Genomic DNA, 23,637 nt, shown 5'->3' on the forward strand with positions numbered 1-23,637 from the left:
AGGCGCGTGGACGGCCTGTAATCCGAATGCGGGTGTGGCGCGGGGGTGGTGTCCTTGAGTGGATGAACAGTGTTCCGCTCGGGTGTGTCTGATTACGGGGCGTTGTAACCGGCGTTAATCAAAACCGGATCGGGAGTCTTGGTGCCTCTGTGGTCCGGGTGGTGAAAAGACAGTGGGGAACAAGATCCTCCGGGGAAACCGGTAGGGAACGGGGAGCGGCGGAAATGGGGACCACGGACGGAAGAAGCCTGCATGGGGAAGGGAATATCTTCGGATGCAGCTGGAATGAAAGGTGGATGATCCCCCGGGCGGGGTTGCCGGGGCCCCGGAATGGATGAGGGCCCGGTCTCAGGCGGATCCGGTGGAGGCCCGGACCCAGTCGATGAGCGCGACATAGGCGTCAATGGCGGCGGATCCGGTGTCACGGAGCCCCTCGACGACGACGGGGATGGGAATCGGGATGAAGATCATGGTTCTCCTAGTGTTCACGGTATCGGTGTACCGGGCCGGCTCCGCTGATCGGTGGCGCCCGGGACGTGTTGACTGTCGATCTGATCCTATCGTCTCCGCACAGTCTCATGTGGCGACCTCATCTTTTCTACCCGACGCCTCGTCTGGACAGTGCGAACGTCGAGACGACCATCGCGAGCAGCGCCAGGCCCATCCATGTCCAGCTGATCCCGGAGACGGCGAACTTCTCCCCGAGGACCGCGTAACCGAGCGCGAACGCGAAAATCGGCTCAGTCACGGTCATCGCGGGCAGGGACTGGCGTAGGGCGCCGGCGTTGAAGGAGGACTGCTGGACAGCTGTCCCGAGTACCGCTCCTCCGAGCAGCGCGTAGGACTCCCAACTGGTCAGGATGCCCACGAAACCCTGGTGGACGAAGATGTCGACGAAGGCCTTGGAGAGTACGGCCACGTATCCCATCACACCCCCCGTGACCATGCCGAGCAGTAGCGCCTTCTGGCGTCGGACACGGGTGTACGCGAGTCTGTCGATAAACAGGAGAAGCACTCCACCGACGGCGAGTGCGGGGAGCCAGCGGTTGAGCGGGGGTTCCAGTAGACCCGGTGTCGGTTTACCGAGGACGACCAGGACAGCGACCGCGACGGTGAGGACGAGCGACCAGAATGTCTCGGCTTTGCTGACACGTCTTCCGTCGTACAGGGCGGACATGGGGAACGTGAACATCAGGGAGAGCACGAGGACCGGTTGGACCACCAGCAGTGTGCCGAAGCCGAGGGCGGCGATCTGCAGTGCGTAGCCGGCCAGCGCGGCGAAGGTGCCGGCCCACCACAGGGGGCGGGAGATGACCGCGATGATCGGGGCGCTCCGGATGGTGGTGCCGTCGCCCGGGGCCTCTTCAGCGATACGGTGCCGGATGACGGTTCCCCAGGCGATGGTCAGTGCGGAGGCGAGGGCGAACAACACTGCGATGACGTTGCTCTGCACCCGTTACACGCTAGCGGAGCCGCTTGCGACAGCATGTATCCCACGGTCCGAGTGTGTGATTTTCGTCGTGGCGGCACTGTTCACCCTGATCGAGGTCGCATGGTTGCCGTGCGCCGGTGGCGGGTCGGTGTGGTGCCGCCTTGTACGATGGTGTTGACTATTTCGTAACAGACATGAAACCCGAGAGGTGACGCGGTGGCACTGGTCGTTCAGAAATATGGTGGTTCCTCGTTGGAGAGCGCCGAGCGCATCCGGCGTGTGGCTGAGCGGATCGTCGCCACGAAGAAGCAGGGGAACGACGTCGTCGTGGTCTGTTCGGCCATGGGGGACACCACGGATGAGTTCCTGGATCTGGCCGCACAGGTCAATCCGGTTCCCCCCGCGCGAGAGATGGACATGCTGCTCACCGCCGGTGAGCGCATCTCCAACGCACTCGTGGCCATGGCCATCGAGTCCTTCGGTGCGAAGGCACAGTCCTTCACCGGGTCACAGGCCGGCGTGCTCACCACCGAGCGTCACGGAAACGCCCGTATCGTCGACGTGACCCCCGGTCGCGTCAGGGAGGCCCTCGATGAGGGCTGGATCTGTCTCGTCGCGGGATTCCAGGGTGTCAACAAGGACACCCGTGACGTGACCACGCTCGGTCGGGGCGGTTCTGACACCACTGCGGTGGCTCTCGCCGCCGCTCTCAACGCCGATGTCTGTGAGATCTATTCAGATGTCGACGGCGTCTACACTGCGGATCCCCGCATCGTGAAGAACGCCCGCAAACTCGATCAGCTGTGCTTCGAGGAGATGCTCGAGCTCGCGGCGGTGGGGTCCAAGATCCTGGTGCTGCGCAGCGTCGAGTACGCCCGTGCATTCGGCGTCCCGATCCGGGTACGCTCGTCCTACAGCAACGACCCCGGCACACTCGTGACCGGCTCAATGGAGGATATTCCCGTGGAAGAAGCAGTTCTCACCGGCGTCGCAACCGACCTCTCCGAGGCAAAGGTCACCGTCCTCGGAATCCCCGACTCCCCGGGAGAGGCCGCCCGGGTGTTCCGCGTACTCGCGGACGCCGAGATCAACATCGACATGGTGCTGCAGAACATCTCCTCCCTGGAGGACAACCGCACCGACATCACCTTCACCTGCCCGCGTGCCGACGGGCCGCGGGCGATGGAGCTGCTGAAGAAGCTCCAGTCCGAGGGCGCCTGCGAGAACGTCCTGTACGACGACCAGATCGGTAAGGTCTCCCTCGTCGGTGCAGGGATGAAGTCCCACCCCGGCGTCACCGCCGTGTTCTGTGAGGCCCTGCGCGACTCCGGCGTCAACCTGGAGCTCATCTCCACCTCGGAGATCCGCATCTCGGTGCTCATCCGCGAGACCGACGTCGAGACCGCGGCACGCGCCCTCCACGACGCGTTCGAACTGGGCGGCGACACCGAAGCCACCGTCTACGCCGGTACCGGGCGCTGAAAAATATCCGCTTCACCGGCCACCGAGGGTCTCCCCGGACCGGCCGTCACCATGTAGCACTAAGGAGTTTCTGATCCCATGACCACCGTCGCCGTCGTCGGCGCAACCGGACAGGTCGGCCGCGTCATGCGCGCCATCCTCGAGGAGCGCGACTTCCCGCTGGACAACGTACGTTTCTTCGCCTCCGCCCGCTCCGCCGGCACCATGCTGCTGTTCCGTGGCGAGGAGATCGAGGTCGAGGACCTCGCCGAAGTGACCGAGGAGTCTCTGAAGGGGATCGACATCGCGCTCTTCTCCGCGGGCGGATCCACCTCGAAGAAGTACGCCCCGGTGTTCGCCGCGGCAGGCGTCACCGTGGTGGACAACTCCTCCGCGTGGCGTAAGGACGACGAGGTCCCGCTGATCGTCTCCGAGGTAAATCCGGAGGCCAAGGAGAACGTGGTCAAGGGAATCATCGCGAACCCGAACTGCACCACGATGGCCGCCATGCCGGTGCTCAAGCCGCTGCACGACGCCGCAGGCCTGAACCGGCTGCACGTCTCCTCATACCAGGCTGTCTCGGGTTCCGGTATCGCCGGGGTGGAGGCTCTGGCCAACCAGGTCGCGGAGGTCGGCTCCCGTTCCACCTCCCTGGCCCTCGACCCATCGGCCGTCGCCCCCGCGGACACCGACCCCTACGTCGCCCCGATCGCGTTCAACGTGGTGGCCCTCGCCGGCAACTACGTCGACGACGGCAGTGGTGAGACCGACGAGGAGCAGAAGCTGCGCAACGAGTCCCGGAAGATCCTGGGTATCCCCGAGCTGAAGGTCTCCGGTACCTGCATCCGTGTCCCGGTCTTCACCGGACACACCCTGACCATCCACGCCGAGTTCGACCGGTCCATCACCCCCGAGGAAGCGACCCGTCTTCTCGAGGGTGCGCCCGGAGTCACGGTCGTCGATGTGCCCACCCCGCTCGCCGCCACAGGTGGCGACGACTCCCTCGTCGGTCGGATCCGTCAGGATCAGACCGTCGACGACAACCGGGGTCTGGTGCTCGTCGTCTCCGGCGACAACCTGCGTAAGGGGGCGGCCCTGAATACCGTCCAGATCGCGGAGCTGCTGGTCTGATCACTCTCTGATCTGAAGCGCCGTTCCTCACCGGAGCGGCGTTTTTCCGTCCGTCGGCATTAATTTAGATGCTGCTGAAAACGGCGCTCCATGAAATGAGTCTCCCGTGCTATCCATATTTTTCTTAATGACACTATTAAGGTTGTCGACGGGGGACAGATTTCGGTGCAGCCGGCGTTTCGAAAGATCGAGTATTTTAACTTCCGCCTAAACATAGAGGTGAAGGGGTTGTGAGAGGTGATTTTCGAATTCTTTCACCAGATGGAATCCGCTTGATATCTCCCGGGTGGATGTAACATCTTGGCGCTGAAGGGGATAGAAGCTATGATAATGCATATAAATTCGTGTCATATCCCCCGGCTGCACATTATGTGTAGCACAGCAATAACATCCGCTAAGCAAAACAAATAGCGGAACAAACACTTTCCGACGGATCTTCTCCGTCCGCAAAGTGCGGGGACAATTGAACGAAAGCAATCGGACCGCCAGTCAGTATCGGCGGACACGTCGAAAGGCACAGAAACTTTGAGTGAGCAACAGGACCGCAACTTTTTTGCGGACGGGGTCACCTTCATGATGAAACGAGCCCTGGTGCTGGTTTCTGTGGTGGCTCTGCTGATCGCTATCGTGGCAGTGCAGATGTCCCCCCGGAACGCCTCCGCGGATGAGGTTCAGGCCTCTGACCGTACCGAGGCGGTGACCGTGGACGTTGAGTCCGGGCATCAGACCCGGGCTTCCGAGGGGAACGACGTGTCTGATGTGCCGCAGGCCGATGACGGGGAAGTTGGAACGGAAACAGGCGATCTCCCTGATAATGAACCGTCGGTCATCGACACCGCGACCGAACTCAACGCGCCGGAGCTGCAGACACCGAAGCCCGCCGAGCGTCTCCCGCAGGAGTACGAGGACGCATTGGCGAACTGGCCGGCGGATGAGGCCTCGGAGTTCCGGGAATACTATCTCGCACACCCGGATGAGCTTGAGTTAATCGATGTGAAGCGTCTCATTCGTGAGGACCAGCCCGTGGTACAGAGATTCGACGTCCGGGCAGCGGGCAATGCCGCGTTACACGACCCCTCCAAGGAATGCGGTCTGAAGATCGCGATCATCACCGACGTCTCCTCGAGTGTCAATGAAAATGATCCGAATGGTATTAGCCAGATTAAACGGGCACACAACGAAGTCATAGATCAGCTGACTGGAACCAACACGACCCTGGGTCTATATAACTTCTCCACTCATGCAGGAACTATTCCCGATGCTCAATTCGGTCCGAAGGAATTGACGGCTGAAAACGCGAAGCTTGCAAAACGATCGGTGAATAATCTCTCCGCGTCCGCCCGAGACAATGGCAACACAAACTGGGAAGAAGGTCTGTCCCAGGTTGAGGGGAAAAGCTACGATGTGATCATCTTCATCACGGATGGCTTGCCCAATGATCCTGGAGCTGGTACCGACGTTCATGCCGATACGTATTCTCTACTCAAAGCCCAGCAAGTTGCGGACAAGCTCGTAAAAGCTGGATCAAACATCATCCCAATATTTGTCGGAAAAAATGATGATAATTTACTTGTCTACCCTGCGTGCAGTGGAAAGATATCTAGGGGTGACTGCACCAGTGTTGGGTGGCCAGGCTATACAGGTGTCAATGATTCCGGAATCAGCGAGCAGTCGGCTTTTCTGGACCCGACCAATCGCCCTGCCGGAGTCGTTTATAAAGAATTCGTTCGCCAATCTGAAGAAGAAGTAAGCATTAGTAGTGTGAGATGTAATTCCGGATGGGCGGGAAACTCAGATTTCGGAAAAGTGTATAAGAGTAATGCCTGCTACAGGGGCTCTTCCAATAACTATGTTGTCACAACTGCTCGTTCTACCCCGGAAAAAATGACGGCATCGTTGTCGCCGAAAAATGAAGCTACCCTGCTGGGGGGATTCGGCGAGCTAACCGCTGCATTGAAGAAGCGTATTCAGGGATGTGACTCGCCGAAGATCGCTTTCGAGAAGTATGTCAAGACAACGGACCCGGATGCTCGGCCGATGGAGGCCGACACCAAAGGTGATGCTGTCGATCTGGGTAACGACAACGACAACGGTAGATTTAGCCAGGATTTCGTGGTCACCAACAAGGGTGCCTCGCCCATCGGGTACTTTGAACTCACCGATAAGCAGCTGGAGGTTCCTTCTTCCGGGAACGACTCACTGTCTCTCGACGGCCTGACCTGTTCCGGCGCCGAGGTGAACCTGTCCTCCGACAAGAAAACCGCGAGGATTACACCGAATAATCCCGTGTCCGAAAACCAGAGTGTCAGGTGCACCCAGACCCTCGACATCGACAGCGTGACGTTCAGGAACGTCGACGACCCCATGGCTGCGAATAAGTTCTTCGGCAATGAGGCAACTGTCACAGCGAAAACCAGTGCTCAATCCACCCAGGCGACGACAGTCAAGGATACGGCTTGGGCTAAGGCGCAGCCGGATCTCCAGATCTTCAAGAGCTACAACCCCGGCACGCCGCGTACCATCACCGGAGAAGTCGGACAGCAGTTCACCGCCGACTACAACATCATCCTCACAAACAACGCCTACGTGGAGGGTAGTTATCCCGCGATCATCGACACTCCCAAGCCGGCCCCCGGTCTGAAAATCGTGTCCATGAAAGCGTTTGACAGGGAAATAGATCAAAATTCGACCGGTAATCTGTCCGCGCAGCAGAAGATCCTCCGGGATGGTTCCGCCGACCTGACGCACGAAAGTGGCAACTCCTGGAAGCTGGCTTCCGGAGATCTCCTTCCGTTCAATCCCAGATCCAAGGGCCAGGTCAGACTCCGGGTCACCTATGAAGTTGCGAGAGTTCTCCAGGGCGAGGAAGCGGAGAAGTACCTCTGCAAGAACGTCCGTGGCGAGGCGAACAACGGCACCGGCCTGAACAACACGTTGGACGTGGAGACCGGACGTGGACTCACACCGGTCGGCGGATCCACCCGAGACGTGTGTTACTCGGTTCTTCGCGCCGATACAACCGTGATCAAGAAGATCAACGGTGCAGGGGACCCGGTCAACCCCGCGTACGGGGTCACCGAACAGAAAGCGGGCAAGACCGTCGACAACCCCGAGAATAAGGACAGCTTCAGTGTCTCCTACGTGATCCGGAACGACAGTCGAAGCGGCCGGAAGTACTCTGCCGCCCGTCCGAATGCTGATCTTCCACCGTCGGACATCGTGTCCGTCAACCTGGCGGATTACGCCTTGGACGACGCGGGCAACCGGACCGACGACAAAGTACAGGTTAATGGACTCAGCTGCGCGGGTGACGGTTCGACGCAGGCGCGCGGAACATACGACGCCGAGAGTGACACCGTCACCTTCGATCCCGCGCTCCCCGCAGGCGAATCCGTCACCTGTACCGGAACGGTCCATCTGCAGGATCTCGGATCACACGTCTACGGTGGGGTCCACGGCGACGAGGTCGCCGTCACACCGACCTACAGACTCAACGTAGGACAGACTCCGGGCGAAATACCGTCCAATGATGACTCGGATGAGATGACCGTGACCGGACCGGAGGAATCGGATAAGGCATGGGTGAAGTTCCCCACCTCTTTCAACATCAAGAAGTACGGGGTCTCCGACTCCGTCGTGATCAAGGGGCAAACGGGGGAGACCTTCGAAGCGACCTACCGTGTCACGGTCGACAACAGATCGGCAGCCCCGGGAACACCGAAGTCGATCATCGAATCACCTTCCCCGATGGAAGGGGTGAGGGTCACATCGATCCACGCCAGGAACACTGACGGTTCCAACAACAAACTGCTCAAAGACACAGGTTCCGTCGAATTCGACGAATTGAATAACGGAACGTACAAGTTGGACTCATCGAACTTCAACAGTGTTCCCGGTAGCGCCGGGGGCAACACGGACACTGGCGCGACGATAGACGTCATCGTTGCATACGAGGTTGCCGCGGATAACGGAATTGTCGCCACATCCGACTATCTCGAGTGCTCCACCGACAATCAGGGCAGCCACGGTCTCGCAAACTCCGTTCAACTCGAAGGTGATCAGACCACAGGCTCCGCATGTATCGATCTGTTGATTCCCCGTATCGAATTGGAGAAACTCATCAACGATGAAGACGCGGACTCGCAGGACACCGCGGCGGCAATCATCCCCGGCGCTCCGACCGTGAAAATATCCTACCGGGTGACCAACGGTGGAAAAGGTACTCTCGTCAAGTTCAGTATCAACGACCGGTACGGCGAAGAGGCTGGTAGCGGTCGAAGCATGAACATGAGGGAAACACTGGAGTGTGACAAGAATGCAGACGTGAGGGTGAGTGGATCCAGCGGCGTCACCGTGCTTCCCACAGCGGCACTCGGTGAAGGTGAATCCATCACCTGCTGGTGGAATGCCGCGAACCCTTCTGCCATGCAATACCGTACTGACGGCTACCACGTGGACACCGCCACCGTGACCGCGACATTCCAGAAGAGTAATCAGCAAGGCGCCATCGACGACATCCAGGCCTCCGACTCCGCCTGGGCCATCCAACTGAAGTCCCTCGACGGAAAACTGCCGAAATCCGGAGGTCTCGGTATCGCACCCTTCGGGTTGGGCGCACTGATCCTCTTCGCCGGAGCACTGTTCATCTCCCGCAGACAGCGAAAGGCCTGATTCCGTGAACGCACCCGTATTCTTCAGGCAACGTGCAGGACCAGATGTTGCCGGAACCGCACTCGAGTTCAGGTAGATTCATCCGGCCCGGTGGTACAAGACCGGTCCAGCAAGACACGAGCGAAACGATCGCAAAAACCCAGCCCATTTGGGCAGGCCCCTCAGGGGCACAGAAAGGCAATATCATGAAGAACAACACCCGCACGCTCCGCGCTGCGACCCAGGCCACCGTCATCGCGCTGGCTTTCGCCACCGCATCCATCGGCGCCCCCGCCGCATTCGCAGACGAGCCTGAGCCCGAGACGAACGTCCCGGCCGCCGCTCCGGTCTCTAGCCTGGACGCCAATCACGATGTGACGTTCACGATCCACAAGCGGGTCAACGCCGACAACCAGCGGAAGCCGGACGGAACCGCCGCTGATGAGAGCAACATCGGTGGCAAGCCGATCGCGGGCGTCGAATTCACGATCCAGAAGATCAACAAGGACATCACCAAGCAGTCCGAGTTCAACGAAGTTGCAGCTATGACCCCGGAGGTGGCCGCGGAAAATGTCACCGGTGACGCCATCAAGAAGACCACCGGAACCGACGGCGTCGCGACCTGGACGAAGTCCGTCGACAACATCGGAGTCGGCGCATACCTGGTCACGGAGACCAAGGCTCCGAAGGGCGTTTCCAAGGCTCGCCCGTTCATCGTGTTCCTCCCGATGACCAACCCCGACGGTTCCGGCTGGAACTACAATGTCGTCGCGTACCCGAAGAACTCGAAGATCGAGGCGAGCAAGTCTCTCGCAGACAAGAATGCGGAGAGGGCCAACGCCGGAGACACCTTCGACTACCAGATCGACACCGCACGCCCCACGGCGGACACCGCGAAGAAGAATCAGTACATCAGCTACTTCGCTGTCGAGGACACTCTCCCCGAAGAGGTCGTCCTCGCGGATGGCACTACGGCCGAGAAGAAGGTCCGCGTCACGGTCGGTGACACCGACTACACGATCGACGACGATTTTAAGGTCCAGAAGGAAGGCGCCAAGGTGACGGTCGTCTTCACCAACGCAGGTCTGAAGAAGCTCATGGCAGCTGCCCCGGACTCAAAGGTCAAGGTCCTCATTCCGGTCACCGTGCAGAAGGTCGGCGCGACCGACGGCAAGGCATTCAACACTGCCAGCGTCGTGTTCGATGTCAAGGACATCACCGATCCCGCCAACCCGGACAGCGACGACGACAACCCGAAGAACCCGGGCAAGGATGACGGAGATGTGCCGACCAAGCCCGAAGACCCCGGAACAGGAACCACCAATGAGGTTCCCGCCCGCTGGGCGAACCTCGTGATCAAGAAGGTTGGCGAGGACGATAAAGTCCTTCCCGGAGCCACCTTCAATGTGTACCGCTGCACCGATGCCAGCAGCCTCATCGGGGAGAAGCTGACCATCGATGGTAAGGACGCATGGACCACAAATGATCAGGGTGTCGCCACCGTGGAATCCGTCCGGGTTCCCGATAACCAGGAAGGCGGCGGAGTGGACTTCAAGTACTGCCTCGTCGAGACCCAGGCGCCGGAGGGCTACGAGCTTCTGGTCAACCCCGTCGTCGTTGAGATGACGGCAACGTCCGTTGACAAGGACGAGGACAAGACCTCTCAGGAGGCGGAGGTCGTTAACCTCAAGTCCACGTCCTCGAAGCTGCCCTCCACCGGTGGCGCCGGTGTGGGCCTGCTGATGGCACTCGGTGCCTCGATCCTCGGGCTCGGTGCGTTCGCCGCGAAGCGCGCATCCCGCAAGTCCTAGTGACCCTGCGTCACTGAACCCTCGGTTCCGCCGGTCTCGGTGGAACCGAGGGCCCGTGGGTACCGCTATCTCGCCGTACCCACGGGAGAAGGCTCGTGGGGAGCCTCTGATCCCCACCACTTTTAGTTGGTTCACTGATCTGGAGTAGTTGATGGCGCAAGAAGTACTTACCGAAGTCTCGGCCGGAGAGAACTCCGCGGACAAGCCCGGGAGAAAACTTTCCGCGATCCTGCTCCCGATTCTCCTGGTCATCGCGGGTGTGGCCATCCTGATCTACCCGGTCGTGTCCACACAATGGAACAACTATCGCCAGGCGGACGTCGCGAGACGCTACTCGGAGGTCATCCAGGAGCAGAGCCCCGAGAAACTCAGCGAACAGGTTGAGCGTGCCCGCCAGTACAACAACGAGCACATCAACGGACCGATCCTGGATCCCTGGCTCGCCCGAGTGAGCGAAGACAACGCTGCGTATCAGGAATATCTGGATCAGTTGAACACAGATTTCGCGATGGCGCAGATCGTCGTCCCCAAAGCCGAGATCAATCTTCCGGTCTATCACGGTTCCGACGACCGGACCCTCGAGAAGGGCGTGGGGCACCTCTTCGGTTCCGCCCTGCCCGTCGGCGGAGAGGGGACCCACGCGGTTCTCACCGGCCACACCGGATTGACCAACGCCACCCTCTTCGACAACCTCACCAGGCTGAAGGAAGGGGACGCCTTCTACCTGAATACCTTCGGTGAGCGGATGAAATACCAGGTGGACCAGATCAAGGTCGTTCTGCCGGAGGAGGTCGACGATCTGCGCGCGGTCCCGGGCCGGGATCTCGTCACCCTGGTCACCTGCACCCCCTACGGGATCAACTCGCACCGACTCCTGGTCCGCGGGACACGGGTCCCCCTTGATCCGGCCGAAGAGCACGAAGCCTTCCGGGAGACCGGAGGCATCGTGTGGCAGTGGTGGATGATCGCGGCCATCGCCGCAGCAGCGCTCGCGCTGATCTTCCTCTTCGTCTGGCTCTGGAGGGCATTGTTCGGCTCGAGGGCCACGACCCGCGGTAGGCACGCCGCTTCACGTAATGACGACAAAGAACCGGTGAAACAGTGAAATCTGCATCGACGATGAAAACACGTACGGCCGCCGTCCTCCTGGCTGCGACACTCTCGGCGGCAATGGTCCCCTCGGCACACGCGGAGGTCGTCACCGGCAACGACGCGGGACTGTCGGTTGACGGCATCCAGGCCGGACGCTCCGTCCAGCTGACCATCCACAAGGCGGCCCCCAACCCGTTCAACGATGTTCCCCCCGGAGAGCTCCCACCGGGCGGAGTCGCCGGCGCCACCTTCACCCTGGAACGCCTCGGCGGCTACTCACTGGGAGACCCGCTGGTGTGGGACAGTTTCAGGACGCTCAGTGTCGAAGACACAGAGTCCGCGGAGGTTCTCGACCGTTTCTCCGCTGTGACGGACACCGACGGGAACGCCGTATTCAGCGATCTCCCCCAGGGGCTCTATCGGGTACGGGAGACGCCACCCGCCGATCCGTCGAAGGAATTCCGGATCTCGGCACCGTTCCTCATCACTCTTCCGGTCGCGGATGCGGAGGGCAGTTCCTGGGCCTACGAGGTCACCATCACGCCGAAGAACAAGCCCCACGAGCCGATTCCGGGATCGTCAGGAAGTTCGTCCGGTGGGATCATACCCATCCCCGTACCGATCCCCGTTCCCGGCCCCGGAGGTTCATCGTCCGGCAGCACCGACACCTCCTCCGACGGCCCCTCCTCCACCACGGAGCCCGGTGGCGGCCCCGCGGTGGATGAGACGGGCCCGTCGAAAGGTATCGCGAGTTATCTCCCCAACACCGGAGCGGACGTTCTGGCGATCTCCCTGATCGGTATCCTGTCGATGGTCCTCGGTTTCTTCCTGCTCCGCCGCAGGCGGACCTCCGGAGAATAGGTGGGTGAGTCCCCCGCGGACTCACCGGTCAATCGACCGCGCGGGCACATCCCATCGGACGTACTTGCGCGGTCGCTCCATCGGCGGTCGCAGCATCGGTACGCCGGTGGTGACGGTCAGTTCACGTGCTCGGTGACCGTGGCCGAATCATCGTCATCCAGCACCGCAGCGGCTATGTCCGCGCGCGCCCGAGCGACCCGGGAACGGATCGTGCCCGTACGGACGCCGGCGATCTTCGCGGCCTCCTCGTAGGTGTAGCCGAGCACCTGGGTGAGGATCAGAGCCTCACGGCGATCCTCGGGGAGGGCGTCGATCAGCATGCGCGCGTCGACCCACTCGGTCCACGAATCAGAGCTCGCCGCCCCCGCGGCCGCGTCCTGATACTCGACCGCGGACTTCCGGGGGCGGGCCATGTCGTGGCGGATGTTGTCCACCCAGACGCGACGCGCCAGAGAGAGGATCCAGGTACGGGCCGAGGACCGCGCGGCGAACCGGGGGAGTGCGCCCATGACACGGAGATAGGTCTCCTGGGTGAGATCGTCGGCGATGTCGGGGCCGCCGAGGTGTGCGAGCAGGCGCCAGACGTCGCCCTGGGTGGCGGAGACGAACTCGGCCAGGGCGGTGCGGTCGCCGCGGCCGGCCCTGAGGGCCAGCTCGGTGACCTGCGCGTCCCGCTGCGCCCGATCGCTCTCACCTGATGACTTCACATCCCGGAATATACCAGCGCACAGGTGCGTCTCAATGTCTCCGGGCGCCCCGATCGAGTGTGGCGGAAGCGTGCATCCTCCGAAAGTTGGTATTTGGTCATATCTCTGGCGCGCCGTAATTAAATGGCATAGACTTTGAGTCAGAAGCGACCGATAGGTAAATCTAAGGGTTGCTTGACCTATCCCTCACCCCAGCCCAGTCGAGGAGACACACCCGCATGACCAACCAGAACGGCAACACCCCCGAGCCGACCGTCGACGACATCGTGTCCGCCGGACAGTGCCCGGTCGCCCACGGTTCCACGACGAGCCTCGCCGGAGCCCCCGTGCCCAGTGAGAACCACTCCGTGACCCAGGGACGACAGGGGAGCATCGACCTGCGCGACTTCCACCTCGTGGAAAAACTCGCCCACTTCAACCGTGAGCGCGTCCCGGAGCGCGTCGTCCACGCCAAGGGATCCGGCGCTTTCGGTGAGCTCACCGTCACCGAGGATGTCTCGAAGTACACCTGCGCCGCCCTCTTCCAGCCCGGTACCGTCACCCCGATGCTGGCCCGTTTCTCGACGGTCGCGGGCGAGCAGGGTTCCGCTGACGCACTGCGTGACGTTCGCGGATTCTCGCTGAAGTTCTACACCACCGAGGGCAACTACGACCTCGTCGGAAACAACACCCCCGTCTTCTTCATCCGCGACGGCATCAAGTTCCCCGACTTCATCCACTCCCAGAAGCGCATGCCCGGCAGCGGACTGCAGGACTGGAACATGCGGTGGGACTTCTGGACCCGCACCCCGGAATCCGCCCACCAGGTCACCTACCTGATGGGTGACCGCGGTATCCCGAAGGACTTCCGCCACATGGACGGATTCGGGTCCCACACCTACCAGTGGGTCAACGAGGCCGGTGAGCGCTTCTGGGTGAAGTACCACTTCAAGACCCGGCAGGGATGGGAGACCCTCACCGACGCAGAGGCCGCGGAGACCGTCGCCGCCAATCCGGACTCCTCCCGCGAGGACCTCTACAACGCGATCGAGAACGGCGACTACCCGACCTGGGACGTCAAGGTGCAGATCATGCCGGTCGATGAGGCGGAGAGCTACCGCTTCAACCCCTTCGACCTCACCAAGACCTGGTCCCAGAAGGACTACCCGCTCATCCACGTCGGCCACTTCACGCTCAACCGCAACCCGCGCAACTTCTTCGCCCAGATCGAGCAGGCCGCATTCGCTCCCTCAAACCTGGTCCGCGGCATCGGGTTCTCCCCGGACAAGATGCTCATCGCCCGCGGCTTCGCCTACGCGGACGCCCACCGTTACCGCGTCGGTGCGAACAGTGAGCAGCTGCCGGTCAACCGGCCCGTCTGCCCGGTCAACAGCTACTCCAAGGACGGCGCGATGACCTACGAGTTCGACGCTCCGGAGCAGCCCGTCTACAGCCCGAACCAGACGGAGCGGCAGGCAGGGTATCTGGACGACGGTGGGGAGACCTCCGGTTCGGGAGTCACCGTCGGAACCGCAGGTGACCTCGGCCTGTGGGACAACACCCACGGCACCGACTTCACCCGTGGCGCCTACGTCCGGCATCCCGAGGACGACGACTTCGTCCAGGCCGGCACCCTCGTCCGCGAGGTCATGGACGACGCCGCCCGTGAGCGTCTCGCGGGCAACATCGCCCGCACGATGGACGGCATCACCAGCGAGGTCGAGAAGCAGGTCTACGAGTACTGGACCAATGTCGACGGATGGCTCGGCAACCGCGTGCGTGAGTTGCGTTCCGACGCCTCCAGCTAGTTTTGGCGTATCGGGAACGGCCCCCCGACCCCGGTCGCGGGGCCGTTCCCCGTGAGGGGGAAAGAAAACCCGCGCATCCGGGAATGTGGACGCGTCATCTATGGTTGCAGTGGATATGCCCCTGAAAAACAGTTCCGACAGAAAACCCGTCTACATCGCCCTGGTCGCCCTGATTCTCGTGATCGCCATCGGCGTCGCCCTGGCACTCACCCAGCCGTGGCGTGCCTTCACCTCCTCCACCGTCGACGAGGCGTTCCCGGCCCCCGGAGGAACCGTCGCCACCGCTTCCCGGGACGAGACGGCCACCACCGGGAAAGACATGGATCCGACCGACGCGGACACGGCGGAACCCGCTCAACCGGTCGAGGTGAAGCGGGGACAGTTCATTTCCGTAGATCACGAGACCTCCGGTACCGCTCTCATCGCGGAGCTCCCGGACGGCTCCCGTGTCCTGCGACTGGAGGATCTGGCGAGTCTCGACGGTCCGGACCTCAGGGTCGTCCTCACCACGGCCTCCGGCGACTACTCCGCTCTGGGGGACGCGGGATACGTGACCCTCGGGGCACTCAAGGCCACGCACGGCAACCAGAACTACGCCATCCCCGCCGATCTCGATCTGGGTACAGCGAACAGCGTGGTCATCTGGTGCGAGCGCTTCAGCTCGGCGTTCGGTGCCGCGGAGCTCTCCACGGTCTGACCGCAACCACCGGAACAACGCGAGACTCCCCCACCGGAAAACCCTGGTGGGGGAGTTTGCTTTCGTCGTCCTAGGCTGATGGATCCGGGGAATCCCCGTCAGTTCCGGCGGGATCCGTCCCCCGCTTTCCGTGGTCACCCGTGCGCAGGGCCTCGACGGTGATCACCTCCGGGTTCTCCACGGCGAAGATGGAACGTCCCATGTAGAACGTGGATACGCTGGCGATGACGAGCAGTCCGGTGATCGCGACACAGGCGCGCAGCAGATCCGTGGCGACGAAACCGCTCGTCGACCAGTCGTGCAGCAGGTGTGCGGCGATGATCAGCGGCAGCGCGACACCGATGGTCGGGCCCAGGAGATTCGCCCGCGTCAGGGCGTCCGGGGCACGCCACAGCGCGGCGGCGGTGACCAGCGTCATCGACGCGGCGAACAGGAGGACCAGGCTGATGATGATCTCGGTGAAGGTCATTATCGTCGTCCCTTCGACAGGATCCGGGCAAAGGACACGGTGGTCAGCAGACCGAGCAGGCCGGCGAGCAGCGGGATCTCGTAGGAGATCGACGTCGGGTTGATGATCGTCCACGTCACGAAGATCGCGATCATCGTGTAGAAGACCTTGTCCGCGAGTACCGCCCGGGTCGCGTCCCCGCCGTCCTTCAGCAGCAGTGCCAGGCTGGACATCAGTGCCAGGGACATCATCACGATGCACACCACGACGACGATGGTCAGTGCACTCATCGGTTCTCCTCTCCGGCGCCCTGACCGGGCGCACCGTGGTCGATGCCCCTGACGGAGGGCACCATCCGTTCCTCCATGTCCGCCAGGCCGGCGAACACCTCGGCCGGGTCCGCCCCGTAGACGGCCTGCACGAGGAGGATCTCGGGACCGTCCCCGTCGGCGTCAGGACGCAGCCCGACGGACAGGGTTCCCGGGGTCATGGTGATGCAGGTCGACAGGGCGGCGATCTGCCAATCCTTGGTCACCCGCAGTGGGTAGGCCACCACGATGGGGTGCATGTGTGAGTGCCGGCGCACCACGTCGCGGGCGACGGTGAGCGCTCCCGCGAACACCTGACCGATCAGCCAGACCCCGAACCGGATCACGTGGAACATCAGCGGACCTCCTCTGGGACGTCAGTGCTCGGCAGGGGAACGTCTCCGGTGTCGACGACTCCCACCGCGGTCGAGAAGTCGCCGAGGACGGCCTGCCGGTAGCCGTCGATGTCGAGCAGCCCCTCCGCGGCGGTCGTGGTCACGGATGTGAGGACCCCGGCCCCGAAGAACATCGCGACGCTGAGTACGGCGAGGGCTGCGCCGGGGACCAGTTTCGATCCGGAGACCAGCAGCGTCGCCGGGAACTCCTTCTCCTTCATGTCCTTGCCCCAGAACACCGCACGCCACAGCCGCAGCATGGACAGCAGGGCACCGAAGCTCGCGATTATGATCACGGCGATGACCAGCCACGCCTTCAGGTCACCCTCCCGGGCGACGGCGAGGGTGACGTAGAGCTTGCCCCACACGCCGGAGAACGGGGGGAATCCGACGACCGAGAATGCGCCCATGACGAACACCGCGGACACGAGCGGTTCGCGGCGCATCAGGCCGGACAAGCGCGTCAGCATGCCCGTGCCGTAGGTCTCCTCCACGGCCCCCACGGTGAGCACCAGGGAGCCGACGGTGATCATGTGGTGCAGGGCGTAGAGGATGCCGGCCGCGAGTGCGCGGACCGGGTCGAGTGTCGCGAACGCCAGCACGACCAGGATGAACGGCATTCCGTTGACCATCTGGTAGGCGATGACGCGGCGCATGGTGTGCTCGGCGAGGCCCGCGAAGCCACCGACCAGCATGGAGATCATGCAGACGACGGCGATGAGCCAGGACCAGCGTTCATCCAGGGCGAAGACGACGGTGTAGATGCGGAACAGCGCGTACACCGCGACCTTCGTGTGCAGGCCCGAGAACAGGCCCATCACCGACGGGGAGGTGCCCGGGTAGGTGCGGGGAAGCCAGGTGTGCACGGGGAAGACACCGGCCTTCACGCAGAGTGCGATGACGACGACGCCCATCGCCACGGTGAGCGGGCCGTTGCCCGCCGCCGCGCCGGCGAGTGCCGCCATGTTCACCGTGCCCGCCACGCCGTAGACGAGCGCCACACCGATGAGCAGGACCGTGGACGTGGTCAGGTTCACCAGGACGAACATCCGGCCACCCGCGAGGCGCGACCAGGTTCCGGTCATGGCGATCAGGCCGTAGGACGGCAGGAGCATGACCTCGATGAACACGAAGAGGTTGAACAGGTCGGCGGTGAGCAGGGCACCGTTGACACCCGCGGTGAGCATCAGGGCGAGTCCCGGGTAGAACCGGGCGCGGGTCTCACCGGCGACGAGGGCGAACAGGTTCGATGCGAGCGCCACGATGCAGGTGGTCAGGATCATCACCGCGGCGAACGGATCCGCGGCGAAGGGGATCGCGATACCACCGTCGTAGAGTCCGACCGAGTGCGCCACGGTGCCGGTTGCCTCGGTGTGGGCGAACAGCCACCCGCCCGCGACGATGCCGACACCGGGAACCAGGACCATGAGGGTGTCACGCACGGCGCGCCACGGCAGGATCACCGCGAGTGCGGCGGTCGCCAGCGGTACGGCGACGAAGAGGGGGAGGGCCCAGGAAAGATCGTTGTTCACTGTCTACTTCTCCTCCTTGGCCAGCCGGTCGGCCACGCGGGCCGCACGGTGGGAACCGGGGCGGACCGGGGCGGCCGTCCGGCCACGGGTCTCCAGCGGGGACTCCTCGTCGGGGTCTTCTGCGGAGCGGGTGTCGTCGGAACGACCGAGTGCGGCGAGCGCCAGCATGAAGGCGGTGGTCGCCATGGTGATGACGATGGCGGTCAGGACGAAAGCCTGCGGCAGGGGATCCGCGGCCTCGTCGAGGGGGGTGCGCCCGCCGAACGGTTCGCCGCGCCAGGCGCCGATGCCGGTCGCGAGGATGATGAGGTTCGCGGCATGGCTCACCAGGCCCATGCCGAACACGATGCGCACCATGCCCCGCTGCATGATCAGGTAGACGCCGCCGCCCAGCAGGAACGCGATGGTCAGTGCGAGAATCACTGCTTCTCTTCCTTCCGCCCGCCGGTGTCCCCGCCACTGGCGGCGGTGGAGGGCTGGTCGTGGTCGGTCGCGCGGGCCGCGCTGAATGCCACGGCCGCGGAACCGCCCGAGTTCTCCGGTTGCTGCGGATCATCCAGCTTCGGATCGGGCCGCACGTCGGGGGTGTCCGGCAGCGGGTGCTCACCGCCGCGGTGAAACGGCAGGAGCTTCTTGTCCGCGCCGGGCCGCAGGTACCCGCCGAGCGCGTTGATCGCGAGGGTGAGCATGCCGAGGACCGCGAGGAACACGCCGATGTCGAAGATCATCGAGGTGCTGACGTGCTCCGGGCCGATGTGGCCGTGCAGCGGGTAGAGGAAGGAGCCCTCGAAGAAACCGAGGAACCCGGACCCGATGGCGGTCAGCACACCGATGCCCGTGAGCAGGAACGGGGTGTTCGGGCGGGCGACCGGCTTGTCGGTGCCGAACGCGAGGTAGACGACCATGATCGCCCCACCCACGACCAGGGCGGCGATGAAGCCGCCGCCGGGGGAGTTGTGTCCGCGCATGAAGATGAGGAAGGCCAGGATTCCGAGCACCGGCACGAGGTACCTCTGCAGCTGCTCCAGGGGGAGCGCGTTCCGGATCGAATCCGGGAGGAACAGCGGGCGGGTACCGCGCTGGAACGGGTGCCTCGGGACGGAGCCGGCGACCGCGGCGATGACGACGCCCGCCATGCCGAGCACGGCGAGCTCGCCCAGGGTATCGAAGGCACGGAACTCGACGAGGATCGTGTTGACGATGTTGTCGCCGCCGGTGATCTCCGGGCCGTTGTTGAGGTAGTACAGGGCGATGTCCGAGCGCTCGTGCCGGCCGAGCAGACCCATTACGGCCGCGAACGCGGCGGTACCGGTCGCGATGCCGAGGATCGCGGAGGAGGTGCGTCGGCGTGCGGAGGTCTTGTGGAACTCCTCCGGCTGCTGCCGGATCACCATCATGATGATGACGACGACGAGGGTCTCGACGAGGAACTGCGTCAGCGCCACGTCCGGGGCGCCGAGCGCCAGGATCTGCAGGGTGACGCCTACGCCCGTGGTGCCGAGCAGGACCGCACCCGACAGTCGGGTCCGCGCCCGGGCGAGACCGAAGACGGACACCACGATGATGAGCAGCGGAACGAGGTCGATCGGGTCGTCGATGCCTTCGATCCGGGGCTCGGGGGTAACGCCGTCGATGCCCGGCATGAACAGCACGATCGCAGCGAACCCGATCAACACCAGCAGCGGGTACAGCAGGTGGCGGGCCGGCGAGTAGGAGTCCGCCATCCGGCCGGCGGTACGGCCCCAGCGGCCGCACAGTTCGAAGAAGTGGCGCAGCGCGATGTTGCCCGTGAACGGCAGCAGGGCACGCCCGTCGAAGGACGGGAGGATCCGCTTGCGCGCGAGCACGCCCAGCACACCGACGACGAGGACAACGACGGAGATCCCGAGCGGAACGGTGATTCCGTGCCAGAGACCCAGGTGCAGGTGCGGGGCGGTGGTGATCGACCCGACGACGGCGTCGAGCGGTTCATCGAGCGATGCGGCGACGAACGCCAGCGGCAGCGAGACCAGGCCGGGCAGTGCGGCGGGCAGCCACAGCTGGACCGGGGCCTCGTGGACCTCCGACATGTCACGCGGGCCGTCGACGAAGGCGCCGAGCACCAGTCGGGCCGAGTAGGTGAACGTGAAGACGGCACCCACGCCGGCGGCACCCAGCAGCAACCACACACCGGCGGTGTCCAGGGGCGCCTCGGTGAACGCCTCCAGCATGCTCTCCTTGGAGATGAAACCCATCAACGGTGGGACGGCCGCCATGGACAGGGAACCTACGAGCACACCGGTGAAGGTGAACGGCATCCGGTTCCACAGGGGGCCGAGACGGCGCACGTCACGGGAACCCGCCTCGTGGTCCACGACGCCGATGAGCATGAACAGCGAGGACTTGAACAGGGCGTGGGTCAGGGTGTGGAGGACGGCGGCGGCCAGCGCAAAAGGAGTGCCGATGCCGATCGTCGCGACGATCCAACCCAGGTGGGACACCGTCGAGTACGCGGTCAGACGCTTCAGGTCGGTCTTCTGGATCGCGAACAGGGACGCCATCACGGCGGTGAACATGCCGACGGTGATGAGCAGGAGGTTCCACACGTGGTTGTCGTGCATCACGGTGGAGAAGCGCAGCAGCAGGTAGATACCGGCCTTGACTACGGCTGCGGCGTGCAGGAACGCGGACACCGGTGTCGCGGCGGCCATCGCCTCCGGCAGCCAGAAGTGGAAGGGGAACTGCGCGGACTTCGTGAACGCGGAGATCGCGATCAGCACACCCACCGCAGTGCCGAGCCGTGGATCCTCGGTCCAGAAATCGGAGGCCAGGATGTCGGTGAGGTTCGTCGTGCCGGCCTGCGTCGCGGCGATGGTCAGTGCGGCGAGGAGCGTCAGACCGCCGGTGAACGTCAGGATCAGTGTGCGGACGGATCCGGCTTCGCCCGCCGAGCCAGCCCGTGCGATGAGCAGGAAGGATCCGATGGACACCAGTTCCCAGGAGATGAACATCAGCACGACGTCGTCCGAGAGGACCAGCAGGAGGACCGCGAGCATGAACGCGGACATGATGACGTAGAAGCTGCCGTTGGACTGCTTGTTGTGCAGGTAGGACGCCGAATAGATGAAGACGATCGCGCCGATGACGAGAGCGAGCAGCGCGAAGAACACACTCAACGGGTCGCCCCGGAGCGCGAAGTCGGTGTCCCGTCCCGGAGCGATGAAGTCCCGGGCCCAGACGTGTCGGTAGGTGATCACCTCCCCGTCCATCAGTCGGGGGATGTGTCGCGCCAGAAGACCTGCGGCGATCAGGAAGATCGCCGCCAGCGGCCAGCCGGCGCGACGGTCGAACAGACGGACCGCGAAGGGGGCGAGCCCGAGGGCGAGCGCCGCCAACGCGAGGACGATGAACAGCGTCACTTGGGCATCACACCTGCGTTCCTTGATGAGTGTAGTGAGGAGATTCGTACCGTGCTGGGGTCAGACATACCCTTCTAAACGATACCAGCCGGTCATGACCGTCCGACGCGGCCGGTGACCCGCCTCCGGGAGGTACGGTCCGCCTGTTCCGTGCGGCCGGGGGTCCGTTCCATCCCCTTTCCCCGGCGTTTGCCCGGTGTGGCGCATCACCATTCCCGGCATCGGCGCTAGATTCCACAGTATGAGCCGATCCGCAGCAACCGTCACTCGTTTCCTGCTGGCCCTGTTGCTGTTCCTGCCGGTGGCGGCGGGGGCGGTCTACACGGTAGTCACCGGGATGGATCTCACATCTGCGTCGGTGGTGGGCGACGGGGACGATCCCTCCTCTACCGGTGCCGATCTCCGGGGAGCCCGTGGCGGTGCTGATCTCGTGGCGGCCCGCCGTGCCGCGGGGGAGGCCGACACCCAGGCGGGATTCCTCGTCACCGGCACCGGTGAACTCAGTGACGGTGCCGGTGAACTCGCGGAGGGGAGCAGGCGACTGTCCGAGGGGGCGGCGGACGCTGTCAACGGTTCGCAGCAGCTCACCGACGGGTTGATCCAGCTCCAGGCGGGGACCGGTGAGCTGGGGCAGGGCGCGACCCGGGTGGCCGACGGGGTGTCTCAGGCGGTGGACCAGATCGAGGCGATGCCGGGGGCCCGCGACGAGCTGCTCAAGGTCCTTGATGACGTCGACGCCACCCTCGCGAAATCGAGCCACCCGGAGGCGCCGAAGCTCCGGATGGAGCTGGTCAAACTCCGGGTCGAGGTGGTCAACTTCCGCATCGCCCCCGAGATGATCAGTCAACTCCATGAACTGCGGGACGGTTCCCGCGAGGTCGCGAACCAGCTCTCCGCCCCGGGGCAGCCCTTCCATGACGGGGTCTACAGCGCGGTCACCGGTTCGCGTTCCCTGACCAGTGGTCTCCGCGAGCTGAATGAGGGCACGCAGACGCTGCAGAGCGGTGCCGACGAGATCCGCGACGGCGCTGAACGCATCCGCGCCATGGCGGAGGTCAACGAGCAGAAGGTCGACGCCATCCAGGCGGGCCTGCCCGTGAGGGGAGCCGCCGGTACTGCCCCGGCGACCACGGAACAGGTGTCAGTCCAGGCGGGTACCGGTGTCGGGCCGGGGCTGATGAACGCCCTGTTCGCCGCGCTTCTGGTCTGGTTCGCGGCCACCGCTCTGTGGCTGGTGGGCCGGTCCCCGTCGAGCCGGCCCAGCGCTCGCGCCGGCGAATCGGCCAGGACGTTCGCCGCTCCCGGTGCCGCTGTAGCCGGTATCGCGGTCATCGGCGCGGTGTTCGTGGCCACCGTCGCCCGGCCGACAGGGTCCGTCGCGCTCGCCGGATCCATCCTCGTGGTCGCGTTGACCGCTGTCGCCGCCGCGGTATCGGGTCGCGCGGTGATCAGTCTGCTCGGCGGGACCGTCGGACGTACCGCACTGGTGCTGGGCCTGATGGTCCAGGTCGGGGTGCTGGGCCACGTGTTCTCCGGTGCGGCGGCAGGGGAGGAGGCGTCGTCGTTCTGGAGGTTGCTCACTGCGGTGATGCCCGCGGCGTACCCGGCCGGGGCGGTGGCTGAACTCGGCACCGGTGGCGACGGCCCGGTCCTGTGGGTGGCCGTCGCCGTACTCGGTGCCCTGGTTGTGCTGGGGACGCTCATCGGGCGCTTCGCCCCGACCGTTGACGGGGATCCGGAGATCACGTCGGGAGATCCGGGGGAAGTCCACGACGATCCGGCTCCCGTGACCACCGGACACCGGCCCTCCGATGACCCCACCGCGACGATCCCCGTCGTCGACGACTCCACGGAGCGCTGACGCAGCTACAGGGAGGTTCGGAAACGAAAAAACCCGGGGCGGTGGACTTCAATGAGTCCGCCGCCC

The 23,637-nt window shown here is 63.9% G+C and carries 18 protein-coding genes; 9 read left to right on the top strand and 9 right to left on the bottom strand.

The window, feature by feature from the left end:
- Window positions 1-348 precede the first annotated feature (348 nt).
- Window positions 349-489, bottom strand: a complete 141-nt coding sequence (locus tag JDV75_RS08925) for a hypothetical protein (protein WP_198738901.1) — start codon at window positions 487-489, stop codon at window positions 349-351.
- 109 nt (window positions 490-598) lie between these two features.
- Entirely contained in the window at window positions 599-1,453 is an 855-nt protein-coding gene (locus tag JDV75_RS08930; protein ID WP_198738902.1) for a DMT family transporter, read from the bottom strand.
- A 195-nt stretch (window positions 1,454-1,648) separates the two neighbouring features.
- Here JDV75_RS08930 and JDV75_RS08935 point away from each other — a divergent pair, with 195 nt between their 5' ends.
- The 6 genes from JDV75_RS08935 (at window position 1,649) to JDV75_RS08960 (ending at window position 12,438) form a co-directional block, all read left to right on the top strand.
- Window positions 1,649-2,914 carry an aspartate kinase gene (locus JDV75_RS08935; protein WP_198738903.1) on the top strand — a complete coding sequence of 422 codons (1,266 nt, stop codon included), beginning with the start codon at window positions 1,649-1,651 and terminating at the stop codon, window positions 2,912-2,914.
- A gap of 78 nt (window positions 2,915-2,992) precedes the next feature.
- The gene (locus tag JDV75_RS08940) at window positions 2,993-4,024 is read left to right on the top strand and encodes an aspartate-semialdehyde dehydrogenase (protein WP_198738904.1); all 1,032 of its coding nucleotides are present in this window, start codon (window positions 2,993-2,995) and stop codon (window positions 4,022-4,024) included.
- A gap of 525 nt (window positions 4,025-4,549) precedes the next feature.
- Window positions 4,550-8,695, top strand: coding sequence for a vWA domain-containing protein (locus JDV75_RS08945; RefSeq protein WP_198738905.1), 4,146 nt, complete (start codon window positions 4,550-4,552; stop codon window positions 8,693-8,695).
- Between the two features lie 185 nt (window positions 8,696-8,880).
- Window positions 8,881-10,485 (top strand): SpaH/EbpB family LPXTG-anchored major pilin, encoded by a 1,605-nt coding sequence (locus JDV75_RS08950; RefSeq protein WP_198738906.1) that lies wholly within the window; start codon window positions 8,881-8,883, stop codon window positions 10,483-10,485.
- Between the two features lie 151 nt (window positions 10,486-10,636).
- Complete coding sequence (locus JDV75_RS08955; RefSeq protein ID WP_198738907.1) at window positions 10,637-11,590, top strand: class C sortase; 954 nt, start codon at window positions 10,637-10,639, stop codon at window positions 11,588-11,590.
- A 14-nt stretch (window positions 11,591-11,604) separates the two neighbouring features.
- Window positions 11,605-12,438, top strand: a complete 834-nt coding sequence (locus JDV75_RS08960; RefSeq protein ID WP_198739100.1) for a pilin N-terminal domain-containing protein — start codon at window positions 11,605-11,607, stop codon at window positions 12,436-12,438.
- 116 nt (window positions 12,439-12,554) lie between these two features.
- Here the strand turns inward: JDV75_RS08960 and JDV75_RS08965 are convergent, their stop codons facing one another.
- Entirely contained in the window at window positions 12,555-13,145 is a 591-nt protein-coding gene (locus tag JDV75_RS08965) for an RNA polymerase sigma factor (protein WP_198738908.1), read from the bottom strand.
- 218 nt (window positions 13,146-13,363) lie between these two features.
- Between JDV75_RS08965 and JDV75_RS08970 the strand changes: the two genes are divergently transcribed.
- Together JDV75_RS08970 and JDV75_RS08975 are read left to right on the top strand one after the other, a co-directional pair.
- Window positions 13,364-14,932, top strand: coding sequence for a catalase (locus tag JDV75_RS08970; protein WP_198738909.1), 1,569 nt, complete (start codon window positions 13,364-13,366; stop codon window positions 14,930-14,932).
- 115 nt (window positions 14,933-15,047) lie between these two features.
- A complete protein-coding gene (locus tag JDV75_RS08975; RefSeq protein WP_198738910.1) occupies window positions 15,048-15,629 on the top strand; it encodes a DM13 domain-containing protein in 582 nt (193 codons plus the stop codon).
- A 70-nt stretch (window positions 15,630-15,699) separates the two neighbouring features.
- Here the strand turns inward: JDV75_RS08975 and JDV75_RS08980 are convergent, their stop codons facing one another.
- The 6 genes from JDV75_RS08980 to JDV75_RS09005 are packed head-to-tail and all read right to left on the bottom strand — an operon-like array spanning window position 15,700 to window position 21,710.
- Complete coding sequence (locus JDV75_RS08980) at window positions 15,700-16,098, bottom strand: Na+/H+ antiporter subunit G (RefSeq protein WP_198738911.1); 399 nt, start codon at window positions 16,096-16,098, stop codon at window positions 15,700-15,702.
- Window positions 16,098-16,367, bottom strand: a complete 270-nt coding sequence (locus JDV75_RS08985; protein ID WP_198738912.1) for a cation:proton antiporter — start codon at window positions 16,365-16,367, stop codon at window positions 16,098-16,100. The genes JDV75_RS08980 and JDV75_RS08985 overlap by 1 nt, the downstream gene beginning before the upstream one ends.
- Complete coding sequence (locus tag JDV75_RS08990; protein ID WP_198738913.1) at window positions 16,364-16,741, bottom strand: monovalent cation/H+ antiporter subunit E; 378 nt, start codon at window positions 16,739-16,741, stop codon at window positions 16,364-16,366. Before JDV75_RS08990 ends, JDV75_RS08985 begins: the two co-directional genes overlap by 4 nt.
- A complete protein-coding gene (locus JDV75_RS08995; RefSeq protein WP_198738914.1) occupies window positions 16,741-18,312 on the bottom strand; it encodes a proton-conducting transporter transmembrane domain-containing protein in 1,572 nt (523 codons plus the stop codon). Before JDV75_RS08995 ends, JDV75_RS08990 begins: the two co-directional genes overlap by 1 nt.
- Before the next feature lie 3 nt (window positions 18,313-18,315).
- A complete protein-coding gene (locus JDV75_RS09000) occupies window positions 18,316-18,735 on the bottom strand; it encodes a cation:proton antiporter subunit C (RefSeq protein WP_198738915.1) in 420 nt (139 codons plus the stop codon).
- A complete protein-coding gene (locus JDV75_RS09005) occupies window positions 18,732-21,710 on the bottom strand; it encodes a DUF4040 family protein (RefSeq protein ID WP_198738916.1) in 2,979 nt (992 codons plus the stop codon). Before JDV75_RS09005 ends, JDV75_RS09000 begins: the two co-directional genes overlap by 4 nt.
- A gap of 241 nt (window positions 21,711-21,951) precedes the next feature.
- Between JDV75_RS09005 and JDV75_RS09010 the strand changes: the two genes are divergently transcribed.
- Complete coding sequence (locus JDV75_RS09010; protein WP_198738917.1) at window positions 21,952-23,571, top strand: hypothetical protein; 1,620 nt, start codon at window positions 21,952-21,954, stop codon at window positions 23,569-23,571.
- Window positions 23,572-23,637 lie beyond the last annotated feature (66 nt).

Origin of the sequence: Corynebacterium meridianum (genome assembly GCF_016342265.1) — a bacterium.
Classification (GTDB): domain Bacteria; phylum Actinomycetota; class Actinomycetes; order Mycobacteriales; family Mycobacteriaceae; genus Corynebacterium; species Corynebacterium meridianum.

Excerpts from the sequence above, each read along its gene's own strand:
- JDV75_RS08940 (WP_198738904.1), top strand. The coding sequence starts at position 2,993 with ATGACCACCGTCGCCGTCGTCGGCGCAACCGGACAGGTCGGCCGCGTC.
- JDV75_RS08950 (WP_198738906.1), top strand. The coding sequence starts at position 8,881 with ATGAAGAACAACACCCGCACGCTCCGCGCTGCGACCCAGGCCACCGTC.
- JDV75_RS08955 (WP_198738907.1), top strand. The coding sequence starts at position 10,637 with ATGGCGCAAGAAGTACTTACCGAAGTCTCGGCCGGAGAGAACTCCGCG.
- JDV75_RS08960 (WP_198739100.1), top strand. The coding sequence starts at position 11,605 with ATGAAAACACGTACGGCCGCCGTCCTCCTGGCTGCGACACTCTCGGCG.
- JDV75_RS08970 (WP_198738909.1), top strand. The coding sequence starts at position 13,364 with ATGACCAACCAGAACGGCAACACCCCCGAGCCGACCGTCGACGACATC.
- JDV75_RS08975 (WP_198738910.1), top strand. The coding sequence starts at position 15,048 with ATGCCCCTGAAAAACAGTTCCGACAGAAAACCCGTCTACATCGCCCTG.
- JDV75_RS08980 (WP_198738911.1), bottom strand. The coding sequence starts at position 16,098 with ATGACCTTCACCGAGATCATCATCAGCCTGGTCCTCCTGTTCGCCGCG.
- JDV75_RS08985 (WP_198738912.1), bottom strand. The coding sequence starts at position 16,367 with ATGAGTGCACTGACCATCGTCGTCGTGGTGTGCATCGTGATGATGTCC.
- JDV75_RS08990 (WP_198738913.1), bottom strand. The coding sequence starts at position 16,741 with ATGTTCCACGTGATCCGGTTCGGGGTCTGGCTGATCGGTCAGGTGTTC.
- JDV75_RS09010 (WP_198738917.1), top strand. The coding sequence starts at position 21,952 with ATGAGCCGATCCGCAGCAACCGTCACTCGTTTCCTGCTGGCCCTGTTG.